Source organism: Roseisolibacter agri, from assembly GCF_030159095.1.
GTDB lineage: Bacteria > Gemmatimonadota > Gemmatimonadetes > Gemmatimonadales > Gemmatimonadaceae > Roseisolibacter > Roseisolibacter agri.
This window is the reverse complement of the sequence record NZ_BRXS01000005.1, coordinates 370,713-393,196: the sequence shown is the minus strand read 5'-3', so window position 1 is coordinate 393,196 and position 22,484 is coordinate 370,713. Positions and strand designations below refer to the sequence as shown.

Genomic DNA, 22,484 nt, shown 5'->3' with positions numbered 1-22,484 from the left:
CACCGGCATGACGACCCAGCGAGCTCCCCGGAAGTACGAGCAGAAGCGCCGAGCCGAGCAGCAGGCGGAGACCCGGCGCCGGATCGTGGAGGCGATGGTGGCGCTGCACGCCGAGGTCGGCCCGGCGCGCACCACCATCAGCGCGATCGCCGAGCGGGCGGGCGTGGAGCGGCTCACGGTGTACCGCCACTTCGGCGACGAGACGGCGATGTTCGAGGCCTGCTCGTCGCACTTCGCCAGCGAGGTCGTGTCGCCACCCGACCCCGCCGCGTGGGTCGGGATCGAGGACGCCGCGGAGCGCCTGCACGCGGCGCTGCGCGCCTTCTACGCGTACTACCGGCGCGCGGAGCGGATGCTCACGCACGTGCACCGCGACCTGCCCACGCTCCCGGCGCTGGCGGCCGTGATGGCGCCGTGGGACGCGTTCGTCGCCGACGTGCGGGACGGCGTCGTCGCCGCGTGGGCGCGCGAGGGGCTCGACGGAGCGGCCGCGCGCGCGCGGCTGGCCGCGGTGGTCGCGCACGCGCTCCGCTTCGAGACGTGGCGGTCGCTGGCGGGCACCGGCGCGGTGGACGCCGCGATCGGGGACGCGGACGTCGCGGAGCTGATGGTCGCGCTCGCGCGCGCGGCCGCGGCGCCCGCCGACGTCCCGGCCGTGCGGGGCTGACCCCCATGCGTCGCATGCTCCTTCTCGCGGGCGTTCTCGCGGTCGCGACGCAGCAGTCGCGCGCGCAGGCGCCGGCTCGGCGCCCCGCCGCGGCGCCGCCCGCCGCCGCGCCGCTCGACTCGGCCCGACTGCGCGGCATGCTGTACTGGCCGACCGATCCGTACTGGGCGACGCGGGCGCCGGACACCGTGCTGATGGACGTCCAGACCAACCGCGGCACGATCACCATCGAGCTGCGACGCGCGTGGGCGCCGCACGGCGTCGACCGCGTGTACAACCTCGCGCGCGCCGGCTACTTCGACGACTCGCGCTTCTACCGGGTGGTCGACGGCTTCATCGCGCAGTTCGGCCTCGCGGGCGATCCGGTGATCGCCGAGCGGTGGAGCCACCAGACGCTGCCGCCCGACGCGCGGCGCGCGTCGAACACGCGCGGCACGGTCACGCTCGCGCAGTTCAAGCCGGACGACCGCACGACCAACGTCTTCATCAACCTGCGCGACAACTCGCGCCTGGACGCGATGGGCTTCGCGCCCATCGGGCGCGTGGTGAAGGGGATGGCGGTCGCCGACCGCCTGTACGCCGGCTACGGCGAGCGGCCGATGGCGGCGGCCAACACGAAGCGCGTGTACGGCGAGGCGAACCGGTTCCTCGACGCGAAGTACCCGAAGCTCGATCGCATCCGGAAGGTCACGGTCCGCACGCGCTGAGTCGGTCACCCGGACTTCGTCGCGTCGCCCTCCGCCGTCGCCGGCGGCAGCCAGAGCGTGAAGGTCGCGCCGCGCCCCGCCGCGCTCTCGACGGTGAGGTCGCCGCCCAGCAGCTGCGCGATGCGCCGGCTGATCGCGAGCCCGATCCCCGCCCCCGGCTGCGCCGTGGGGTCGAGCCGCGTGAACTCCTGGAAGATCGACGCCTGCTTCTCGATCGGGATGCCGGGACCGGTGTCCCTCACGCTGGCCGCCACCCACGGCCCGGGTCGCGGACCGCCCGACGGGCGCAGCGTCGTCTCCACCGTGACCGTGCCCGTCGGCGCGTACTTCACCGCGTTCGAGAGGAGGTTCGCGAGGATCTGGCGCAGCCGCGTCGGGTCGGTGTCGGCGAGCACGCCGTCCGGCAGCTGGCACTCGACCGCGAGCCCCACGCCGGTCGCCTGCCCGCGGAAGTCCTCCACCACCTCGCGCGCCGCCGCGCTCACGTCGGTCGTCACGCACTCGACCTCCAGCTGCCCCGCCTCCGCCTGCGCCAGCTCCAGCAGGTCGTGGATCAGCCGCAGCGACGTGTGGATGGAGCGGCGGATGCGCCGCACGCTGGCGCGCTGCTTCTCCGTGAGCTCACCGAGGATCCCCTCCTCCAGCAGCTGCGCGTGGCCGTCCGCGGCGCCGAGGGGGTTCTTCACATCGTGGCTGAAGCCGCGCATGAGGCGCGTGCGGCTCTCGGTCACGCGCTCCAGCTCCTCGCGCCGCCGCACCGCCTCGGCGCGCGCCTCGATCTCCGCGGTGATGTCCGTGTTCGTGCCGAACCAGCGCAGCACCCGGCCGCCGGAGTCGCGGATCGGCACGGCGCGCGAGAGGAACCAGCGATACTCGCCGGTGCGGCTGCGCAGCGGGAACGTGTCCTCCCACGGCGTGCCGCTCTCGAACGCGTGGCGGATGCGCTCGACGACGCCCGCGACGTGCGCGGGGTGGTGGACCTTCTGCCATCCCCACCCTTCCATCTCCGCGAGCGTGGTGCCGGTGTACTCGTGCCAGCGCTCGTTGTACCAGAAGATCCAGCCCGCGGCGTCGGCCATCCACGCGAGCTGCGGGATGCTGTTGGCGAGCGCGCGGAAGCTCCGCTCGCTCTCGCGCAGCCGCTCCTCCGCGACGCGCCGCGCCGTCACGTCGCGGAAGAACACCGAGAGCCCGTCGTCCGACGGATACGCGCGCGCGTTCACCCAGAGCCCGATGGTCGGGGCGTACGCCTCGAAGTCGACCGTCGTGCGTTCCGCGGCGGCGCGGTGGTACTCGCGATGGAAGGCCGAGCCGACCGCGTCGGGGAACTCCTCCCACATGACGCGGCCGAGCAATTCCTCGCGCGGGCGCTTCAGCAGGCGTTCGGCCTCGCGGTTCACGTGGGTGAAGCGCCACTCCCGGTCGAGCGCGTAGAACGCGTCGGTGATGCTCTCGAGGATCGTCGTGACCTGCGCGCGCGCCGCGCGCTCGCTCGCGAGCAGCCGCTCGCGCTCCTCGTCGAGCTGCTTCCGCTCGGTGATGTCCGTCGCCGTCCCGAACCACTCGACGATCTCGCCGGCGTCGTCGCGCAGCGGCATCGCCTTGCCGAGGAACCAGTGGTACGCGCCGTCGGCGCCGCGGAAGCGGTACTCGATCTCGTAGGGCTCGCCCGTCTGCAGCGAGTGCTTCCAGCGCGCGTGCATCCGATCGCGGTCGTCGGGATGGATGTACCGCGTCCACGCCTCGCCGTGCGACTCCTCGGGCGTCGCGCCCGTGAACGCGTACCACCGGCGGCTGAAGTACGTGTGGTGCCCCGTCGCGTCGGTGGTCCAGATGTTCTGCGGGATCATGTCCGCGAGCAGGCGGTAGCGCGCCTCGCTCTCGCGCAGCCGCGCGAGGATCGCCTCGACCGACACGCGCGCCTCCGTCTCGCGCGTGAGCCGGCGGCTCGCCTCCGCGGCCACCGACTCCAGCGTCCGCAGCCGGCGGTGCGCGAGCACCTGGTCGGTGACGTCCTCGACCCGGTGGATGATCGAGACGAGGGCCCCGCTCGCGTCGAAGACGGGCGCGTTCAGCGGCTCCCAGTACCGCTCCTCGAAGGCGCCGCCGGGGCCGCGGATGTCGTACTTCTGCAGCGCCATGCGGTGCGGCTGCCGGGTCCGCAGCACCTCGTGCAGCGACGCGCGGAGGTTGCGCACGCCCGTCGCGCCGAGCTCCTCGGGGTTGTCGGGGAACACCTCGAAGAGCGGCCGGCCGATGACGTCCTCGCGGCGCGTCCCCGTCGCGCGCAGGCGCGCCTCGTTGGCCGCGAGCATCGTGAAGCGCGGCGGGTCGGGCGCCAGCAGCAGGTAGACGTCGGGCGCGCCGTCGAACACGGCCCGGTAGTCCACCACGGGCGCCCCTTCCGACGTGCTCGGGCCCCCGCCCCGCCCCCGCCGCTCCGATCCGGAGCGGACGTGCCCGTCCGCCCCCGCGGCAGCGGGATCGGCCGGTCTCGTCGTCGACTCTCCTCGGGACATGTCGGAGCGAACGTGCAGCCGGCATGCCCCGGCGAGCGCGGGCCTCGCGGGAGGCGGCAGCGCGCTACGGCACGCGCTCGATCTTCAGCGTGTATGCGCCGTAGGGAGCGCTCGGGCCGCCGTTCTTGAAGACGACGACCTCGTGGTAGCTGTCAAAGGTGGCCGTCCAGTCGAGCGTCACCGTACCGGGCGTGGTGCTCGAGGCGACCTTGAGCGTGGGAGACGCCGGGCCGAGCCGGTCGTCGCGCAGCACGAGGCCCGGAGGCATCGTGGTCGTGGTGAGGGTGACGCGGACCCGGTCGCCGGTGCGGAGCGGGAGCACGATCCAGTCCTCGTAGGTGCCGGCCACGACGGGGCTCTCACAGTCCTTCGCCGGATCGAGCGCGCTGGCGATCGTGACGCCGAGGGTGGCCTGCAGCTGGGGGCGGCAGACGACGTCGGTGTTGGACTCGACCGTGGACTGCAGCGTGTAGCCGCCCGTCGCGCCGGCGGCGCCCGCCTGCACCTCGACGACGTAGGTGTCGGGGGCGAGCACGACGCGCTGGACGAGCGTGTCCCCGACCGTGGTGATGAAGGGGCCGCCGAGGGAGAGCGTGACGTAGTCGTTCGCCCCGCTCTTCCGGCGGATGCGCAGCGTGCGCGACCCGGACGCCGCCAGCCGGAACGCGATCGTCTGCTGCGCGGCGAGGGTCAGCTCGTACTGGTCGTAGAGCGCGCCGACGGGATCGAACACGCCGCGCGCGCCGGGCGAGGCGCAGTCGCCCGCGGCCCAGGCGCCCGGGATCCGCGCGCCGACGACGTACGGGGCGGCGGTGCAGCCGGTCGGCAGCGCGCCGGTCGCGCTGAACGTCGTCGCGAGCGTGCCTGCGCTGGCGCGCAGCGTCTGCGCCCCCGGCTCGACGCCGAGGGTCCAGCCGCCGACGGTGGCGGTGCCGGTCGCGTCGGTGGTGGCCGTGGCGCCGCTGACCGTGCCCCCGCCGGTGGCGACCGCGAAGCTGACCGTCACGCCCGCGACCGGGTTGCCGTACTGGTCCTTCACCTGCACCGCGGGGCGGCTCGCGACGGCGGCGCCGGTCAGGGCGTCGTTGGTCGCGCCGGCGACGGCGGTGATGCTCGCCGCGGCGGCCGCGGTGGCGCTCGCCGTGAAGGTCACCGTGCGCGCGCCCGCCGTGGCGACGACGGTCTGCGCGCCCGCGCCGGTGCCGAGGGTCCAGCTCCCCACGCTGGCGGTGCCGCTGGCGTCGGTGGTGGCGCTCGTGCGGCCGATCGCGCCGCCGCCGGTGACCGTGAACGTCACGGGGAGCCCCGCGACGGGTCGGCCGCCAGCGTCGGTCGCCTTCACGCTGGGCGCCGGGGAGACCGTGGTGGCCACGGTACCGCTGACCTGCGCCGCGCTGCTCGCGGTGAAGCTGGCCGTGGCCTGCTCGGGGCCGAGCGGCGCGTCGCCGCCCCCGCCCGAGCACGCGGTGGTCGCCGCGAGCGCCGCGGCACCGGCCAGGAGAACGACGCGCTGCAGCAGGGGCCAGGTCGGAGATGTGCGCATGACGTGGGAGCGAGGAGAGCGAACGGGGGTCCAGCCCGTGCCCGCCGAGGAGTGGCGGGCTCGACCACGCGAAGGGACGATTCCGCCTGCACCCGGGAAACGCCCCAGAGTCCGCGGCGGCGTTAACGCGGCCGGCCGCCGGGCGTCTGTGGCGCCACGGATCACCACGCCGCTCCCTGCTCGCGCCCCCGGATGAAGCTCCGCTCGCTCGCCCTCCCGATCGCCGCCGTCGCGGCGGCCGCCTGCTCCTCGGCCTCCGCCCCGACCGACGTCACGACCTCCCCGGGCGTGAGCGCCTGCGCCGGCCGCCGCGACACGACCAGGGTCCCGCTGAACGACCTCGGCGCCGGCTGCTACCTGTCGTTCCAGGGCGGGCTCTACCCGGACGGCGCGAACGACGTCCCCGCCGCGCACCTCGCCGCCGGCCAGGCCGCCGCGGCGCGCATCCGGCCGCTGGACGTCGCGGGCAATCCCAGCCCGACCGGCCGCTACGTCCTGCTGTCGATCGGGATGTCGAACACGACGCAGGAGTTCTGCTCCGGCGGCGGGCTCCCCGGCTCGTGCGAGCCGTGGAGCTTCGTCGGCCAGGCGAACGCCGATCCGGCGGTGAACCACACGACGCTCGCGCTCGTGAACGGCGCCTTCGGCGGACGCGCCGCGCCGTCGTGGACGTCCCCGACCGCGCCCGACTACGACCGCATCCGCGACACGTGGCTGCGGCCGATGGGGCTCAGCGAGCAGCAGGTGCAGATCGTGTGGCTCAAGCTCGCGAACTCGCAGCCGCGCGTCGCGCTCCCCGACAGCGCGGCGGATGCGTACGTGCTGGAGCGGCAGCTCGGCGACGTCGCGCGCGCGCTGAAGGTGCGCTACCCGAACCTCCGCCAGGTCTTCCTCACGAGCCGCATCTACGCGGGCTACGCGACGTCGCAGCTGAACCCCGAGCCGTACGCGTACGAGACGGGCTTCGCGGTGAAGTGGCTCGTGCAGTCGCAGATCGAGCAGATGGCCGGCCGCGCGGGCGACGCGCGCACGGGCACCCTCCGCCACGACGGCAACGTCGCGCCCTGGCTGGCGTGGGGCCCGTATCCGTGGGCGGCGGGCGCGAAGCCGCGCTCCGACGGGCTCACGTGGGTGCCGGGCGACTTCAATCCGTCGGACTACACGCACCCCGCGCAGGGCGCGCGGCAGAAGGTGGGCGCGATGCTCCTGCAGTTCTTCAAGACGTCGCCGGCCACGCGCTGCTGGTTCCTCGCAGGGCAGAGCTGCGCCTGACCGCGCGTCAGCGCAGCCCCATCTCGCGGTCCACGCGCGCGTTCAGGCGCGCGAAGCGCGGATCGGCGCGCACGGGATCGAGCCCGGGGTCGTAGCGGTTCCCGCGGTGCGGCCAGCGCCAGTCGGCGCGCTCGAACCACGCGAACGCGGTGTCCGCCTCGCCGAGCGCGACGTGCGCGCGACCGATGGAGAACGCCGCGTTGCGCAGGCGCTGCTCGTCGGGGAGCGACGCGACCTCGTGCAGGATCCGGCGCGCCTCGTCGCGACGGCCGGCGAGGGCCAGGACGTACGCCAGGTCCGCCCGGAAGTCCGGCACGAGCGGCGCCGCCTGCACGAGGCGCCGGAGCTCGCGCTCGGCGTCCGCGTGCCGCCCCGTCAGCGCGTGGAGGATGCCGAGCGCTCGACGCGAGAAGGGGTGGCTCGGATCGATCTCGAGCGCGCCGCGCGCGACGGCGATGGCGCCGTCGTACTCGCGCGCGAGCACCAGCTGATCGGCGTAGTTGGTGTGGCCCGAGAGGTTGAACGGGTCCAGGTCGTAGGCGCGGCGCGCCTCCCGCACGGCCTCGTCGATGCGCCCCGTGAGCCCGAGCAGCGCGCCGTACCAGTTGTGCGCCATCTCGTCGCCGGGGTTGAGCGCGAGCGTGCGCTGCAGCTCGCGCTCCGCCGCGGGCCAGTCGCGCTGCCAGAAGCGCAGCATCGCCAGCGCGCGGTGCGCCGGCGCCGAGGCGTCGTCGAGGGCCACCGCGCGCTCGGCCGCCCACTTGAGGTTCGCGTACGTCTCCACCTCGCGGTCCGCGAAGCCCGGGATGTACTGCGCGTAGCCGGTGAGGTACACGACCGCGAGCCCGGCGTACGCGTCGGCGTAGCCGGAGTCCCGCTCGATCGCGCGCCGGTAGTACGCGACGGCCTGCTCGTGCCCGGCCTGCGTGCGCTTCTGCCAGTGGTAGCGCGCGCGCAGGTACAGCTCGTACGCGCCCGGGTCGCGCGTCCCGCGCGCCGGGGCCGCGGCGCGCGGCGCGGCGAGCGTCAGCGCGAGGGCGTCGGCGACCTCGCGCGCGATGGCCTCCTGGACGGTGATGACGTCCACGAGCCGCCGATCGTAGCTCCGCGACCACAGGTGCTGATCGGTGCGCGCGTTGATCAGCTGCACCGCGATGCGCACGCGGTCGCCGTCGCGGCGCACGCTCCCTTCGAGCACGTGCGCGACGCCCAGCTCGTCCGCGATCTGCCGCAGCGGCGCGCGGCTCTGCTTGTAGTGCATCGCCGAGGTGCGCGAGATGACCTTGAGCGACGGCACGGCGGCGAGCTGCGTGATGAGCTCCTCGGTGATGCCGTCGCTGAAGTACTCGTTCCCGGCGTCCGCCGTCATGTTGGCGAACGGCAGCACGACGATCGACGGCGCCGCCGACGATGCGCGCTCCACGGGCGCCGGCGAGCGCTCCAGCGACACCGCGGTGCCGATCGCGACGACCGTCGCGACCACGGCGGCGAGCGCGCCGACCGTCGCGCGTCGCGAGAGGCGGAGTCGCGCGCGCACCGGCAGGAGCATCGCCTCGCCCGTCGCGAGGCCGAGCGCCAGCAGCTCGCGCTCCATCGCCCGCGCGGACTGGTAGCGCGCCTGGGGCGCCCGCGCGAGCGCGGTGTCCACGATCGTCGCGAGCGCGGGCGGCACGTCCCGGCGGTGCTCGACGAGCGGGTCGTGCCTCCCCTGCTGGATCCGCTCGAGCACCGCGCTCGCGACGTCGCCCGGGAACGGCCGCCGCCCCGCGAGCATCTCGTACAGCACCACGCCCAGCGACCAGACGTCGGAGCGATGGTCCACCGCGTCGCCGCGCGCCTGCTCGGGGCTCATGTACGCCACGGTGCCCATCGGCCCCACGGCGCCGCTCGCGGTCAGCGACGCGTCCGCGAGCTTCGCGATGCCGAAGTCGAGCAGCTTCACGACCCCGTCGGCCGTGAGGAAGACGTTCGACGGCTTCACGTCGCGGTGCACCACGCCCGCGCCGTGCGCCTTCGCGAGGCCGCGCGCGATCTGGATGGCGATCGCCACCGCGTCGCCGACGGGGAGCGGCCCACGCGCGATGCGCTCCTGCAGCGTCTCGCCGTCGTACAGCGGCATCGCGATGTACAGCCGGCCATCCGCGCTCTCGCCGATCTCGTGCACCGTGCAGATGTTCGGATGCTCGAGCGCCGCCACCGTGCGCGCCTCGCGGCGGAACCGCTCGGCCGCCGAGTCGTCGGCGTGGAAGCGCGGCTGCAGGAACTTGAGCGCGACGGTGCGACCCAGCTGCTCGTCGATGGCGCGGTGCACCACGCCCATGCCGCCGCCCGCGACGCGCGCGCCGACGCGGTAGCGGCCCACCCGCTCCGGCACGTCGGGCGTCGCGCCGGGGCCACGCAGCCGCGCGGTGAGCGGCGCGACGTCCACCGCGAGCCGATCGAGCGCGCCGGAGCCGTCGTGCGCCGCGAGCAGCGACTCCACCTCGCGACGCAGCCCGGGATCATCGGCGCAGGCCGCGTCCAGATACGCGACGCGACACGATGGCTCGTGCTCGAGCGCCGCGCCCACGATCTCCGCCACGCGCGCCCAGCGCCCGCGCGTCCCGCCGGAGGTCACTGCGCCAGCTCGCGATTGAGGTAGGCGCGGGCGATGGCCCACTCGCGCTTCACCGTCGCGGGCGAGGTGCCGAGCGCCTCCGCGGTCTCCTCGATGCTCATGCCGCCATAGAAGCGGCACTCCACCACGCGCGCCGTGCGCTCGTGCAGCGCCGCGAGCCGCTCCAGCGCCTCGTCGAGCGCGATCAGCTGGTCGCTGCGCGCGACGGCCATGCCGACCGCGTCGTCGAGCGCCACCGTCGCGACGCCGCCGCCGCGCTTCTGTGCGCGGCGCGCGTTCGCGTAGTCGATCAGGATCCGGCGCATCGCCTGCGAGGCGGCCGCGAGCACGTACGCGCGGCTCGGCCACCGGACGTGCTCGAGGCGCGCGAGCTGGAGATAGGCCTCGTGCACCAGCCCGGTCGTGCCGAGGGTGTGCCCCGTCCGCTCGCCGTCGAGGTGGCGATGCGCGACGCGACGCAGCTCGGCGTACACCGCCGCGTAGAGGTCGTCGAGCGCCCGGCCGGACGGTGGGGGCGTCGTGGGTTCGGACGTGGGGGGCATCCGGGCCGATCATATCCGGCCTCGGCAGGGGGCGGAAGAGCGCCGTGAGCCGATCCAGGGGCGGTTTCCCGCTTCTACGTCGCATCGACCGGCCGGCGCCCGAGGACCACCGCGCCCGGTCGCCTTCCCCACAACAGAGGTGCTCCATGCGCATCGCCCGCTTCCTGCCCCTGCCGCTCCTCGCCGCTGCCGCCGTCTCCTGCCGCGACGCGGCCGCGGACGCGCCCACCGCGCCGGCGCCGCCGCTCGCCCCGTCGGCGGCGCGCAGCGCGAGTCGGTCCGCGGCGGATCCGGTCGTGATCCCGGCGCCGAACGGCTTCGTCTCCACGGTGCTGGCGCGCGGCAGCTTCGTCGACGCCATCGACGCGACCTTCCGGATCAAGCACCACACGGCGACGCGGGTCGTCCACGTCGACGACCCGACGCAGATGGTGATGGCGCGCATCACCATCGCGCCGGGCGGCGCCCTGCCGTGGCACACGCATCCGGGACCGGCCCTCGTCACGGTCGCGGCGGGCGCCCTCACGGTCGTCGACAGTGAGGGGTGCGAGGCGCACACCTATCCGGCGGGGACCTCGTTCATGGACTCCGGGCAGGGGCACGTGCACACGGCCTTCAACGGCGGGAACGTCGAGATGGTGCTGTACGTGACCTACCTCGACGTGCCGGTCGGGCAGTCGCCGCTGGTCGTGGCGAGCAATCCGGGCTGCTGAAGCGCGGAGCGGAACGAGGAGCGGGGCGCGGTGCGGGAGAGCTCCCGCACCGCGCCCCGCTCGACGCGTCGGGATGACGGCGCCCGGCGCATCGCACGTCGTCACGGATGACGGGACAGGGAATGTCGGCGGCGCGGCGCATCGTCAGGGTCGGTGTTACCGTTCCGGTCGCACGCCACCCTTCCCTCGCACTCCCAGCCGGTCGCCATGGTCGGTGAGCTCCGCGCCCAGATCCGCCAGCCGGGCCCGTTCCGGAGCCTCGAAGCCGAGGCCTACCTGAACGTCCTCCGCACCTCCACCGCGCTGCTGGCCGAGCTGGTGGAGCTGCTGCGGCCGCACGAGCTCACGCAGCCGCAGTACAACGTGCTGCGCATCCTCCGCGGCGCCGGCGAGCAGGGGCTGCCGAGCGGGGAGATCGGCGAGCGGATGGTGAGCCGCGAGCCGGATATGACGCGCCTCCTCGACCGCATGGAGGCGCGCGGCTTCGTCTCGCGGCAGCGCGGCCCCGCCGACCGGCGCGTGGTCACGGCGCGGATCACCGACGAGGGGCGCCGCGTCGTCGATGCGCTCGACGTCCCCGTGCAGGAGATGCACGCGCGCCAGCTCGGCCACCTCTCGGAGGAGGAGCTGCGCACGCTGGTCGCGCTGCTGGAGCGCGCGCGGCGGGAGCCCCAGCAGCGCGGCTCCCGTCCGGTCGGCGACGGCTAGCGATAGAAGTAGTACTCCGCCGTGTAGGGCACCTGCCGCACCTCGCCGGGCGCGGTGCCCGGCGTGCCCGGCGCCCGGCCGCCCACGGTGTTGACGCGCTGGATCGCGACCACGCGGCCGAAGATGCCGGCGTGCGACTCGGGCGTGGCGCGCAGCAGCAGCCAGGGGATCGCGTCCGCGTCCACCGTGCACGCCACCGGTGACGCCCCGCGCACCGTGCTGCCGCCCGCGTGCACCCAGGTCGGTCCGGCGAAGTGGGTGCCGACCTGTCCGGTGAACCCCGCGTCGGCGTAGAGCGCCGCGGACGGCCCCTCGAACGCCCAGCTCGCGCCGTTCCACCGGTAGATCTGCACGCCGCGCGCGTAGAGATGCGCGGCGACCACGCTCCCCTCGGGCGCACGCAGCTGCCCGCACGCGCCGAGGTCCACGCCCCGGCGGAAGGCCGGCGCCTCGCGCGGGCCGAGCGTCCTCTCGCCGCCGCATGCGGCCGCCGAAGCCACGATCGCGGCGACGCGCATCGCGTGCGCCGTCCGGTGCCATCGAGTGCTGTGCATCCCGTCCTCCGTGTGTGGTGATGTCGCTGTCGTGTCGATGTCGCTGGGCACACGGGAAGGCGCGGGATCCCATCGAAACGAGCCACGGACCGCCCGAGCAGTCACGTGGCTCGATCCGGCGACCGGTTGCGCCTACAGCGGCACACCGGTTCGACCACACCTCCGCGACCTGGAGCCTTCGATGGAATACACGACCACCGCGAGCAGCGTCGCGCCGCGCGACCTGGCGCCCGCCATCCGTCACGACGCCGACGCACTCACCGAGCGCTCGCTCCGCATCTGGGGCGCCGGCGACTACGACCGCATCGCCGCCGGCTTCCGCCACGAGGCCGACGCGTTCGTCGCCCGGCGCTCGCTCCGCACCGGCGACGTGGTGCTCGACGCCGCGTGCGGCTCGGGCAACCTCACCATCCCGGCGGCGCGCACCGGCGCGACGGTCACGGGGCTCGATCTCGTGCCCGCGCTGCTCGCCGACGCCGCGCGGTGGGCGCGCGGCGAGCGCCTCACCATCGCGCTCGACCAGGGCAACGCCGAGGCGCTGCCGTACGCGGACGGCCGGTTCGACGTCGTGATGTCGATGTTCGGCGTGATGTTCGCCGCGCGCCCCGAGCGCGTCGCGGCCGAGCTGGCGCGCGTGACGCGCCGCGGTGGCCGCCTGGCGCTCGCGAACTGGACGCGCACGGGCTTCACCGGCCGCATGCTCGCGATGCACGCCGCCGTCGTCCCGCCGCCGGCCGGCGTGCCGAGCCCCCTGCTGTGGGGCGACGAGACGCACGTGCGCGCGCTGCTCGGTGAGGATCAGTGGGAGATCGCGACGACGCTGCGCACGCTGACGTTCCGCTTTCCGCACGTGCCCGCGGAGACGGCCGCGCTGTTCGGCGCCACGTACGGCCCGACGGTGCGCACGCTCGAGGCGCTGGAGCCCGCGCGCCGCGCGCCCTTCATGGCCGACCTCACCGCGCACTGGTCGCAGCACCAGCGCGCGACCGGCGCCACGACCGAGGTCGACGCCGAGTACCTCGAGGTCGTCGCGGTCCGGCGCTGACGCCACCGCTGCTCGCATCACTCACGCATCCGACTCTCCAGGAGCCACTTCGATGACTTCCCTCTCCACTCGCGCCGTGCGCCGCACCCTCGCCTTCGCGACCGTCGCGCTGGCCGCCTGCCAGGACCCCGTCGCCGTCGGCGATGCGGTGCGCCCGAACGCCGCGGTGACGGCGAGCCCCTCCACCGCCGACGCGACGCTGGCGTGGAACGAGGTCGCGCGCGATCTCGTCGCGAAGCACTCGACGAGCGCGCCCGCCTCGATCCGCACCTTCGCGCTGCTCAGCGTCGCGCAGCACAACGCGATCGTCGCCGCGGAGCAGCGGTCGCGCGTGTCCGACCGCGGCGCTATCGCGGGCGCGTCCGCCGCGGTGCTGACGTACGTCTATCCGCAGGAGGCCGCGTTCCTCGCGACGCTGGCGAGCGCGCAGCGCGCGGCCGCGCCGTCGCCCGACCGCGCGCACGACGACTTCGCCGCCGGCGAGGCGGTCGGGCAGATGGCCGCCGCGCCGCTCATCACGCGAGCGCAGACGGACGGCTACTTCGCGCCGTTCACCGGCACGGTGCCGGTGTGCGCGGCGTGCTGGCAGGCGGTGCCCACGCCGCCCGCGTTCGCGACGCTCGGCCAGGCGAAGCCGTACTTCCTCGCGCACGCGGCGCAGTTCCGTCCGGCGCCGCCGCCGGCCTTCGGCTCGCCCGCGTACCTCGCCGCGCTCGCGGAGGTGCGGCAGATCGCGGACACGCGCACCGCGGCGCAGGACTCGATCGCGAAGTTCTGGGCGCTGCCGGCCGGCACCGTCGGCGCGCAGGGCTACCTCAACGCCGTCGCCGCGGAGCTGCTGCGGCGCTACCACCGCTCGGAGCGCGAGGCCGCGCACACGCTGGCGCTGCTCAACGTCGCGGCCTACGACGCCATCGTCGCGAGCCACGAGGCCAAGTTCCACTACTGGCTGATCCGGCCGAGCCAGGCGGATCCCGCGATCGTGCGCGCGATCGGGCTGCCGAGCTTCCCCTCGTATCCGTCCAACCACGCGACGCTCGTGACCGTGGCGGCGGCCGTGCTCGGCGCACAGTTCCCCAGCGAGCGCGCGCGGCTCGACGCGATGGCCGAGGAGGGCGCGATGTCGCGCGTCTACGGCGGCATCCACTACCGCTTCGACGCCGACGCCGGGCTCGCGCTCGGCCGGCGGATCGCGGCCTGGACGCTCGCGCAGGCGCCGTCGCGGCGTGCGCCGTTCGTGCTGCGGTAGCACGCGGCGACGAGCAGCCGCGACCCATGCGCATCGAGGCCCACGACCGTGATGCACGACACGTGGAGCACGCGCTCCCAACGGGCGGCCGTTCTTGCCGCCCGCCCGAGGGAGCCGCAAGTTGGGAGCGTCGCGCGGCGCCCGGCCGCGCGACGCTCCGTCACGGTGCACGCCGGTGCACCGGTCCCATCTCGCGCATGCTGGCATCCCAGGCTGGCGGCCCGGTCACCGCACTCCTCGCGAAGGCCGGCGCGGGCGACGCGTCCGCGCTCTCCGACGTGTTCCCGCTGATCTACGGCGAGCTGCACCGGCTCGCCGAGCGGCAGCTGCGGCAGGAGCCGGACGGCCACACGCTGAGCCCGACGGCGCTGGTCCACGAGGCCTACATGCGCCTCGTCGACTACTCGCGCATGGAGTGGAGCGGCCGCGCGCACTTCCTCGCCGTCGCGTCGACGGCGATGCGGCGGATCCTCGTGGAGCACGCGCGCGGCCATCGGAGCGCCAAGCGCGGCGGCGCGCTGCGCCGCGTCCCCATCGACTCGGTGGAGCTGGGCACCGACGAGCGCTCCGAGCTGCTGCTCGCGCTCGACGAGGCGCTCGTCCGGCTGCAGGCGCTCGACCGGCGGCAGGCGCAGGTGGTGGAGTGCCGCTTCTTCGGCGGCCTGACCGAGGAGGAGACGGCGGAGGCGCTCGGCATCGGGCTGCGCACGGCCAAGCGCGACTGGGCCAAGGCGCGCAGCTGGCTCCACCGCGAGCTGTACGGCGACCGCCCCATGTGACGCAGGAACGCTCGGAGGACACGTGAGCGGATCGACGACCGATCGGTTCCGGCGCGCCGACGCGATCTTCGACGCCGCGCTCGACCTGCCGGACGACGAGCAGACGGCGTACGTCGCGCGCGCCTGCGCCGACGACGTCGAGCTGCGCGACGAGGTGCTGGAGCTGCTGCGCGCCAGCCACAGCGACGGCGGCTTGCTCGACGGCGCGGCGGCACCGATCGCGGCGCTGCTCGCCGACAGCGGGGCCGCGGCCGACGTGGAGGTTCCCACGCGCGTCGGCGCGTATCGCGTCGTGCGCGAGATCGGGCGCGGCGGGATGGGCCGCGTGTTCCTCGCGGAGCGCGCGGACGCGGAGTTCGACCAGCGCGTCGCGCTCAAGCTGCTGCAGCACGCGTCGCCGGGGCTCGTGCGCCGCTTCCTCGCGGAGCGCCGCATCCTGGCGCGGCTGGAGCACCCGGCCATCGCGCGCCTGATCGACGGCGGCGTGGCGGCGAACGGGCTGCCGTACTTCGCGCTCGAGTACGTCGAGGGCGAGCACGTCGACCGGTACTGCGCCGCGCGCGAGCTGTCGCTGGACGCGCGGCTCGCGCTCGTCGCGCGCGTGTGCGAGGCGGTGAGCTACGCGCACCGCCACCTGGTGATCCATCGCGACCTCAAGCCGTCCAACATCCTCGTCACGCCGTCGGGCGACGTGAAGCTGCTCGACTTCGGCATCGCGAAGCTGCTGGACGACGGCGAGGCGGACGACACGCGCACCGAGCTCCGCATGCTGACGCCGGAGTTCGCGGCGCCGGAGCAGGTGCGCGGCGCGCCGGTGAGCACCGCCACGGACGTGTACGCGCTAGGCGTGCTGCTCTACCTGCTGCTCACGGGCGAGCGGCCCTACGAGGTGCGCGGGCGCTCGCCCGCCGAGATCGAGCGGATCGTGTGCGACACCACGCCGGTGCCACCGTCGGCCCGCGCGCCCGAGACGTTGCGCCGCCGGCTGCGCGGCGACCTCGATCTGATCGTGATGACGGCGCTGCAGAAGTCCGAGGCGCGACGCTACCCGACGCCGGCCGCGCTCGCGCAGGACCTGGAGCGCTTCCGCACGGGACGGCCCATCCGCGCGCGCGCCGACAGCGCGGCGTACCGCATCCGGCGGTTCGTCGGGCGGCATCGCGCGGGCGTGGCGGCCGCCGCGGCGCTCGTGCTCGCGCTGGCCGGCGCCGCCAGCCGGGAGCGCGTGCTGCGCACGCGGGCGGAGGTCGCGCTCGACCGGGCGACGGAGGTCGAGCGGTTCCTGGTCGGCGTGTTCGACGTCGCCGATCCGTACGCGACGGCGTCGGCGGACAGCGGCAGGGTCACCGCGCGCGAGCTGCTCGACCGCAGCGCGCGGCGCATCGACTCGACGCTCGCGGGACAGCCGGAGGTGCAGGCGGAGCTGCGCACGGCGCTGGGCCGCGTGTACGCCAACCTGGGGCTCTACGACCAGGCGACGCCACTGCTGCGGCAGTCGCTCGCGCAGCGCACGGCGCTGCACGGCGCGGAAGGTGCCGCGATCGCGGCGAACCTCGACCTGCTCGGCGCCGCGCTCACGCAGCAGGACCGGTACGACGAGGCGGAGCCGCTGCTGCGCCGCGCGCTCGCGCAGCGGCGGCGGCTGCTCGGCGACCGCGACACGGCGACGGCCGCGAGCCTGGTGCGGCTCGCGACGCTGATGGAGCAGCGCAACCAGTACGAGCCCGCCGAGCCGCTCTATCGCGAGGCGCTGGACATCTACCGCACCGCGCTCGGCGACACGGCCGTGCAGGTCGGCAGCGCCCTGAACAACCTCGGGCTGGTGCGCTACAACCGGGGCGCGTACGCGGACGCGGAGGCCCACTACCGGCAGGCGCTCGCCATCGTGCGGCAGCGCCTCGGCGAGGACCACCCGCTGACCGCGGAGGTGATGCACAACCTCGCGCAGACGCTCCAGCTGCGCCGCGAGTTCGCGGAGGCGGAGCGCTACTATCGCGCGTCGCTGCAGGCGAAGCGGCGCGCGCTCGGCGACGCGCACCCGAGCGTCACCATCGGCATCAACAACCTCGCGCAGTTCCTCACCGTCAACTCGACGCGGCTGGACGAGGCGGAGGCGCTGGCGCGCGAGGCGATCGCGCTCGATCGCCGGACGTTCGGCCCGCGCCACTCGTACGTGGCCGAAGGGCTGCGGAACCTGGGCGTCGTGCTGCGGACGAAGGGCGACTTCGCGGCGGCCGAGCGCGCGCTGCGCGAGGCGCTGGAGATGGACCGCGCGCTGCTCGGCGAGCCGCACCGGAAGGTCGCGACCATCTACGCCCACCTCGCGCAGACCGTCTACCAGACCGGCGACGCGCGCGAGGCCGTGCGGCTGATGCGGGAGTCGCTCGCGCAGTACCGCGCGCTGCTGGGCGACGGCCACGTCAACACGCTCGTCACCGCGGGCAACCTCGGGCGCATGCTGGCGGCGACGGGCGACGCCGCGGAAGCGGAGCGGCTGCTCCGCGCGACGCTGAGCCGGACGGACACGACGAAGAGCGAGCATCGCCGCGGCTACGTCGACGCCCGGCGCTCCCTCGGCGAGGCCGTGCTGGCGCAGGGGCGGGCGGGCGAGGCGCTGCCGATCCTCGCGGAGGCGCTCGCGGCATCGCAGGCGCGCAATGGTCCCGACAACTGGCGCACCGCGGAGGCGCAGCTCACGTACGGTCGTGCGCTCGCAGCCTTGCGGCGGCACGCCGAGGCGCGGCCGCTGCTGCTGGCCGCGAGCGCGACGCTCGAGCGGCAGCGCCGCACGCAGCCGCGACTCGCCGCCGCCGCCGCCGCGGTGGCGCGGCTGCCGGAATCGTAGGCAGGCGCGGCGCCCGCGCTATCGGCGCGCGGCGGAGGTGCCCAGCAGACCGCTGACGGCCACCGAGAGCTCGTGCGGCGAGAACGGCTTGCTGAGCAGCCGGGTCTCGGGCCGGGCGCCGTCGCGGCCCGTCACGTGGTCGATCGCGTAGCCCGTCATGAAGAGCACGGGCACGTCCCGCCGGAGCTCGCCGAAGCGCTCCGCGAGCTCCGTCCCGCTCATCGCCGGCATCACCACGTCGGTGACGAGGAGGTCGATGGGGCCGTCGTGCCAGCGGGCGACCGCCAGCGCCTCCACGCCGTTCCGCGCGCTCAGCACGCGACAGCCCTGCCGTCGCAGCACCCGCTCGGCCAGCGCGCGCACGATCGCCTCGTCCTCCACCAGCAGCACCGTCGCGCCCTCGGGCGCGGGCGCCGGCGGCACCTCCCGCGCACGCGCGACGTCGCGCGTCGCAACCGTCGCTCCCGGCAGCAGCACGCTGAACGTCGCGCCCTCGCTCGGCACGCTGTCCGCCCACACGACACCGCCGCTCTGCCGCACGATGCGGTACACGGTGGAGAGCCCGAGCCCGGTCCCCTTGCCCGGCTCCTTCGTCGTGTAGAAGGGCTCGAACATGTGCGCCATCGTGCGCTCGTCCATCCCGCAGCCGGTGTCGCGCACGCGAATGCGCGCGTACTCGCCGGGTGCGACGGACGGATGACGGCCGCGCGCCCCGGCGGGCACCGCCACGACGTCGACCTCGATCGTGAGCCGGCCGCCGGACGGCATCGCGTCGCGGGCGTTGACGACGAGGTTCATCACCACCTGCTCCAGCTGCACGCGATCGACGAGCGCGTGCACCGGTGCGGCGCCCTCGCTCACGACGAACTCGATGTGCTCGCCGATGAGCCGCTCCAGCATCCGCCGCATCTCGCCGATCACGCGGCGCGTGTCGACCACCTGCGGCGTCAGCGCCTGCCGGCGGCTGAACATGAGGATCTGCTGGGTGAGCTCCGCCGCACGATCGGCGGCGCCCTTCACCTCCACGAGGTCCGCGTGGTTGGGATCCTCGGGCGGCACCTGCGCCAGCAGCATCGACGTGTAGCCGGTGATGACGGTGAGCAGGTTGTTGAAGTCGTGCGCGACGCCGCCCGCCAGCCGGCCGATGGCGTCCAGGCGCTGCGCCTGCTGCAGCTGCTCCTCGACCGCGAGGTGCTCCGTCACGTCGCGCGCGTTCACGACGAAGCCGCCGATCGCCGGCTCGTGCCGCAGATCCGTGATCCGCAGCTGCAGCCGGCACCAGCCGCCGCGCTTCGAGCGGACGCGGACCGGCCGCGACGGCCCCGCGCTGCCGTCGCGCACGACGGCCTCGCGCAGCCCGGCGAGGTACTCCACGTCCTCGTCGTGGATCAGCGCCCGCAGGTCCATCGCCGCGAGGTCCGCGGCCGTGTAGCCGAGGACCCGCGCGTGTGCGGGGCTCGCGTAGACGAGGCGCTGGGAGGCGTCGACGATCGCCACCAGATCGAACGCATGCTCGACGAGCAGCGCGAGGCGCCGGTCCTCGTCGCCGTGCACGTTCGCCGGCGCGCCGTCGTCGCCGGCCGGACGGCGATTCGTCACCCGACGCCGCTCCACGCGCTCCCGGAACACTGCTCCTCCGCCTGCTCTGACATCGCCCTCGGCCATCCCGCCGCGCCATCCGTCGGCCACCGCGACCGCTCGTGCACCGGCACGGGAAGCCTAGACGCCCCGCGCGGCCGGCGCGTCGCACGAACGCACAGTCTTGCGCTACCCCGATGGTGGTAGGCGCCGCGCGAGCGCACCACCGGTCTACCACCAAAGTGGTATTGCGGCGTCCGTGGCCGCGGCGCTTCGTACGATCGTGACGATTCGCGTAATGACGGTCGACGACCACCCCATCGTGCGGGCGGGCATCCGCGCGCTGATCGAGAACGAGGCCGACATGACCGTGGTCGCGGAGGGCGGCGACGGGGCGGAGGCCGTCGCGCTCTTCGAGGCGCACCGGCCCGACGTCGTGCTCATGGACCTCCGGCTCCCGCGCCTCGACGGCGTCGGCGCCACGCGCGCGATCGTCGCCGCCCACCCGGCCGCGCGCATCGTCGCGCTCACCAGCTACGACGGCGACGCGGACATCTATCGCGCCCTCGACGCCGGCGCCTGCGGCTACCTGATCAAGGACATGCTGGGCACGGAGGTCGTCGGGGCCGTGCGCAGCGCCGCCACCGGCAAGCGCGTGATCCCCACCGAGGTCGCCAACCGGCTGGCCGAGTTCGTGCCGCGGGTCGACCTGACGGCGCGCGAGATCGAGGTGCTGCGCCTCGCCGCCAAGGGGCTGCGCAACCGCGCCATCGCGCAGCGCATCGGCCGCACCGAGGCGACCGTGAAGGTGCACCTGCGCAACGTGATGGCGAAGCTCGGCGTCGACGATCGCACCGAGGCCGTGATGATCGCGCTGCAGCGCGGCGTCATCCACCTCGACGACTGAGCGCGTCTCCCGGCTCGCTCGCGACGCGCCGCCCCGCGCACGGCACGCGCAGCGCGATCGTCGTCCCCTCGCCCCGCGCGCTGGCCACGGTGAGCGTGGCGCCGATGCGGTCGGCACGCTCGCGCATGCCGATCAGGCCCCAGTGGCCGGCGTAGCTGCGGAAGCCCGCGTCGAACTCGAAGCCCTGCCCATCGTCGGCGACCGTCAGGTGCACGGCCCCGCGCGCGTAGCGCAGTCGCAGCTCGATGCGGCGCGCCGCGGCGTGCCGCACCGCGTTGGCGACCGCCTCCTGCGCCACGTGATAGATCGCGTCGTGGACGAGCCGCGGCAGCGCGCGCGGCGTGCCCTGCACCGCCGACTCCACGGCTGGCCCCGCCCCGCCTGCCGCGCGCCGCGCCATGTCGAGCAGCGCGCGCGGCAGCCCGCCCTCGCCCGCCACCGGCCCGCGCAGGTCCCACACGGCCCGGCGCGCGTCCCGGCTCGTCGCCTCGGCCAGCGCCATCATCCGCTCCAGCACCTCCGCCGCGCCCTCGGGCGAGCGGCGCACGTGCGGCAGCGTGGCGCGCAGCTGCAACGCGATTCCCGTCACGCCCTGCAGCAGCGTGTCGTGGATCTCGCGCGCCATGCGGGTGCGCTCCTCCAGCACGCCGGCGAAGCGCGCCTCCATCGCGCGCGCGCGGGCGCGCTGCCGGGCACGGGCGCGCTTGCCCGCCGCCGCGGCGGCGTCGGCGCGGCGGCGCCGCTCCTCGTACGCGCGCCCCGCCGCGATCGCGGCCGCGACCTGTCCCGCCACCAGCTCCAGGAAGCTGCGGTACCCCGGGTCCAGCGCGCGCCGCGCGCTCACCCCGACCACGAGCACCGCCTCCGGCCGCTCGCACCCCGGCGGCGCGAGCGGGATGGCGAGCGCCACGCGCGGCGCGAACGGCCAGTCGCCCCCGGGCAGCGCTCCGAAGCGCGTCGCGACGTCGTCCACCGTGAGCGTCTCGTCGCGGGCGAGCGCCGCCGCGATCGGCCAGCCGGGCGCCGGGGCGGTCAGCGTGAGCGCGACGCGCTCGGGGCTCGCCGGCCCGCCCGCGGCGAGTCCGGCCGCGCCCACGAGGTGTGCCTCGCCGCCGGCCGCGTCGGGCGCGTAGAGCAGCGCGAACGGCACGTCCGCGGGATGCCGCGCCAGCTCGGCCATGCTGCGCGCGTGCGCGTCCTCCACCGACCGCACGCGTGCCGCCTCGGCCGCGAGCGCGCGCAGCACCTCGGTGCGCCGCGCGCTCAGCACGCGGTCCGTCGTCTCGGTGAGCACGAGCAGCACGCCGCCCACGCCGCCGGCGCCGTCCGCGACCGGCTCCAGCCGGCAGCTGACGTACGCCTCCTCCACGCGCCCGTTGCGGGCGACGCAGCTCAGGTGGTCCTCCACGACCGTGGGCTGCCCGTCCTGCCGCACGGCCGCGAGGCGCGGGCCCAGCGCGGGGTCGTGGAGGAGCGGCCACTTCTCGCGGCTGGACGCGCCGATCAGGTCCGCGCGCCCGTCCACGGCCAGCAGCCGCGCGAACGCGTCGTTGCAGAGGTGCAGCGGCTCCGTGCCCCACGCGAGCGCCGCCGGCTGCAGCGCGGCGAACAGGGAGCGGACGGCCTGCCGCAGCGGCTGCGGCCACCGCTCGGGACTGCCCAGCGACGTCGCCGCCCAGTCGTGCGCGCGCACGCACGCGCCCATCGCGCCGCCGCCGCTCAGGAAGTCGAGCGCGTCGTCGCACGTCGCCTCGACGGCCGGGACGATGGCGAGCGTCACCGCCGACGCACGCGCCGCGCGCACGCGGCCCACCGGCGCCTCAGCCCTGCATCGCGGCACGGATCGCCTCGAACAGCGCGTCGTCGGTGAACGGCTTGTGCAGGCGCGGCACGGGCCCCGCCTGCCGCAGGAGCTCCTGCGTGCCCGGATCGTCGCGGCCGGTGACGAGCACCGCCGGCACCGCCTCCCCGCGCGCGTCCAGCGCCCGCAGCAGCGCCACCCCGCTCATGCCGGGGAGGTTCACGTCCGCCACCAGGCAGTCGATCGCCGTCGCGCGCCGCGCCGACAGCAGCTCCTCCGCGGACGCGAACGTCAGCGCGTCGAACTGCGCGGACCGCAGCAGCTGGCGCAGCGCGGTGCGCACGCCGGCGTCGTCCTCGACGACCGCGATCGTGGTGCGGGGGGAAGCCATGGAGTGGAGGGTAGCCCCCGGGCGCCGGGCATCGCCATCACACCTTG

Annotated in this window: 18 protein-coding genes; 10 read left to right on the top strand and 8 right to left on the bottom strand. The window is 75.1% G+C overall.

The annotated features are described in order from the left end of the window. Positions 1 to 7: 7 nt before the first annotated feature. On the top strand, positions 8 to 667 hold the full coding sequence (locus rosag_RS17305; RefSeq protein WP_284351417.1) for a TetR/AcrR family transcriptional regulator: 660 nt from the start codon (positions 8 to 10) through the stop codon (positions 665 to 667). A 5-nt stretch (positions 668 to 672) separates the two neighbouring features. Further along, positions 673 to 1,374 (top strand): peptidylprolyl isomerase, encoded by a 702-nt coding sequence (locus tag rosag_RS17300; protein WP_284351416.1) that lies wholly within the window; start codon positions 673 to 675, stop codon positions 1,372 to 1,374. A 5-nt stretch (positions 1,375 to 1,379) separates the two neighbouring features. On the opposite strand, the gene rosag_RS17295 is transcribed toward rosag_RS17300, so the two are convergent. After that, on the bottom strand, positions 1,380 to 3,764 hold the full coding sequence (locus rosag_RS17295; protein ID WP_284351415.1) for a PAS domain-containing sensor histidine kinase: 2,385 nt from the start codon (positions 3,762 to 3,764) through the stop codon (positions 1,380 to 1,382). A 193-nt stretch (positions 3,765 to 3,957) separates the two neighbouring features. Continuing rightward, entirely contained in the window at positions 3,958 to 5,436 is a 1,479-nt protein-coding gene (locus tag rosag_RS17290; RefSeq protein ID WP_284351414.1) for an Ig-like domain-containing protein, read from the bottom strand. 192 nt (positions 5,437 to 5,628) lie between these two features. On the opposite strand from rosag_RS17290, the gene rosag_RS17285 reads away from it, so the two are divergent. Continuing rightward, positions 5,629 to 6,708 carry a hypothetical protein gene (locus tag rosag_RS17285; RefSeq protein ID WP_284351413.1) on the top strand — a complete coding sequence of 360 codons (1,080 nt, stop codon included), beginning with the start codon at positions 5,629 to 5,631 and terminating at the stop codon, positions 6,706 to 6,708. Positions 6,709 to 6,715: 7 nt separating this feature from the next. Here rosag_RS17285 and rosag_RS17280 read toward each other — a convergent pair whose 3' ends face one another. Together rosag_RS17280 and rosag_RS17275 are read right to left on the bottom strand one after the other, a co-directional pair. Next, the gene (locus rosag_RS17280) at positions 6,716 to 9,325 is read right to left on the bottom strand and encodes a serine/threonine-protein kinase (RefSeq protein ID WP_284351412.1); all 2,610 of its coding nucleotides are present in this window, start codon (positions 9,323 to 9,325) and stop codon (positions 6,716 to 6,718) included. Continuing rightward, positions 9,322 to 9,867, bottom strand: a complete 546-nt coding sequence (locus tag rosag_RS17275; RefSeq protein WP_284351411.1) for an ECF-type sigma factor — start codon at positions 9,865 to 9,867, stop codon at positions 9,322 to 9,324. The genes rosag_RS17280 and rosag_RS17275 overlap by 4 nt, the downstream gene beginning before the upstream one ends. Before the next feature lie 146 nt (positions 9,868 to 10,013). Here rosag_RS17275 and rosag_RS17270 point away from each other — a divergent pair, with 146 nt between their 5' ends. Both rosag_RS17270 and rosag_RS17265 read left to right on the top strand, forming a co-directional pair. Next, complete coding sequence (locus rosag_RS17270) at positions 10,014 to 10,580, top strand: cupin domain-containing protein (protein ID WP_284351410.1); 567 nt, start codon at positions 10,014 to 10,016, stop codon at positions 10,578 to 10,580. 207 nt (positions 10,581 to 10,787) lie between these two features. Then, a complete protein-coding gene (locus rosag_RS17265) occupies positions 10,788 to 11,288 on the top strand; it encodes a MarR family winged helix-turn-helix transcriptional regulator (RefSeq protein ID WP_284351409.1) in 501 nt (166 codons plus the stop codon). Here the strand turns inward: rosag_RS17265 and rosag_RS17260 are convergent. Beyond that, positions 11,285 to 11,842, bottom strand: coding sequence for a DUF3455 domain-containing protein (locus tag rosag_RS17260; RefSeq protein ID WP_284351408.1), 558 nt, complete (start codon positions 11,840 to 11,842; stop codon positions 11,285 to 11,287). The genes rosag_RS17265 and rosag_RS17260 overlap by 4 nt on opposite strands. Positions 11,843 to 12,023: 181 nt before the next feature. Between rosag_RS17260 and rosag_RS17255 the strand changes: the two genes are divergently transcribed. From rosag_RS17255 to rosag_RS17240, 4 genes are all read left to right on the top strand, one after another. Beyond that, a complete protein-coding gene (locus rosag_RS17255; RefSeq protein ID WP_284351407.1) occupies positions 12,024 to 12,887 on the top strand; it encodes a class I SAM-dependent methyltransferase in 864 nt (287 codons plus the stop codon). Positions 12,888 to 12,939: 52 nt separating this feature from the next. Further along, positions 12,940 to 14,136 (top strand): vanadium-dependent haloperoxidase, encoded by a 1,197-nt coding sequence (locus tag rosag_RS17250; RefSeq protein WP_284351406.1) that lies wholly within the window; start codon positions 12,940 to 12,942, stop codon positions 14,134 to 14,136. Positions 14,137 to 14,333: 197 nt separating this feature from the next. Further along, the gene (locus tag rosag_RS17245) at positions 14,334 to 14,915 is read left to right on the top strand and encodes a sigma-70 family RNA polymerase sigma factor (protein ID WP_284351405.1); all 582 of its coding nucleotides are present in this window, start codon (positions 14,334 to 14,336) and stop codon (positions 14,913 to 14,915) included. Between the two features lie 22 nt (positions 14,916 to 14,937). Then, a complete protein-coding gene (locus tag rosag_RS17240; protein ID WP_284351404.1) occupies positions 14,938 to 17,760 on the top strand; it encodes a tetratricopeptide repeat protein in 2,823 nt (940 codons plus the stop codon). An 18-nt stretch (positions 17,761 to 17,778) separates the two neighbouring features. Here rosag_RS17240 and rosag_RS17235 read toward each other — a convergent pair whose 3' ends face one another. Next, on the bottom strand, positions 17,779 to 19,359 hold the full coding sequence (locus rosag_RS17235; protein WP_284351403.1) for a hybrid sensor histidine kinase/response regulator: 1,581 nt from the start codon (positions 19,357 to 19,359) through the stop codon (positions 17,779 to 17,781). A 262-nt stretch (positions 19,360 to 19,621) separates the two neighbouring features. Between rosag_RS17235 and rosag_RS17230 the strand changes: the two genes are divergently transcribed. Beyond that, the gene (locus rosag_RS17230) at positions 19,622 to 20,245 is read left to right on the top strand and encodes a response regulator (RefSeq protein WP_284351402.1); all 624 of its coding nucleotides are present in this window, start codon (positions 19,622 to 19,624) and stop codon (positions 20,243 to 20,245) included. Here the strand turns inward: rosag_RS17230 and rosag_RS17225 are convergent. Continuing rightward, a complete protein-coding gene (locus tag rosag_RS17225; protein WP_284351401.1) occupies positions 20,226 to 22,049 on the bottom strand; it encodes a sensor histidine kinase in 1,824 nt (607 codons plus the stop codon). The genes rosag_RS17230 and rosag_RS17225 overlap by 20 nt on opposite strands. 16 nt (positions 22,050 to 22,065) lie before the next feature. Further along, positions 22,066 to 22,437: a response regulator gene (locus rosag_RS17220; RefSeq protein WP_284351400.1), complete on the bottom strand. Its 372-nt coding sequence runs from the start codon at positions 22,435 to 22,437 to the stop codon at positions 22,066 to 22,068. Between the last annotated feature and the right edge of the window lie 47 nt (positions 22,438 to 22,484).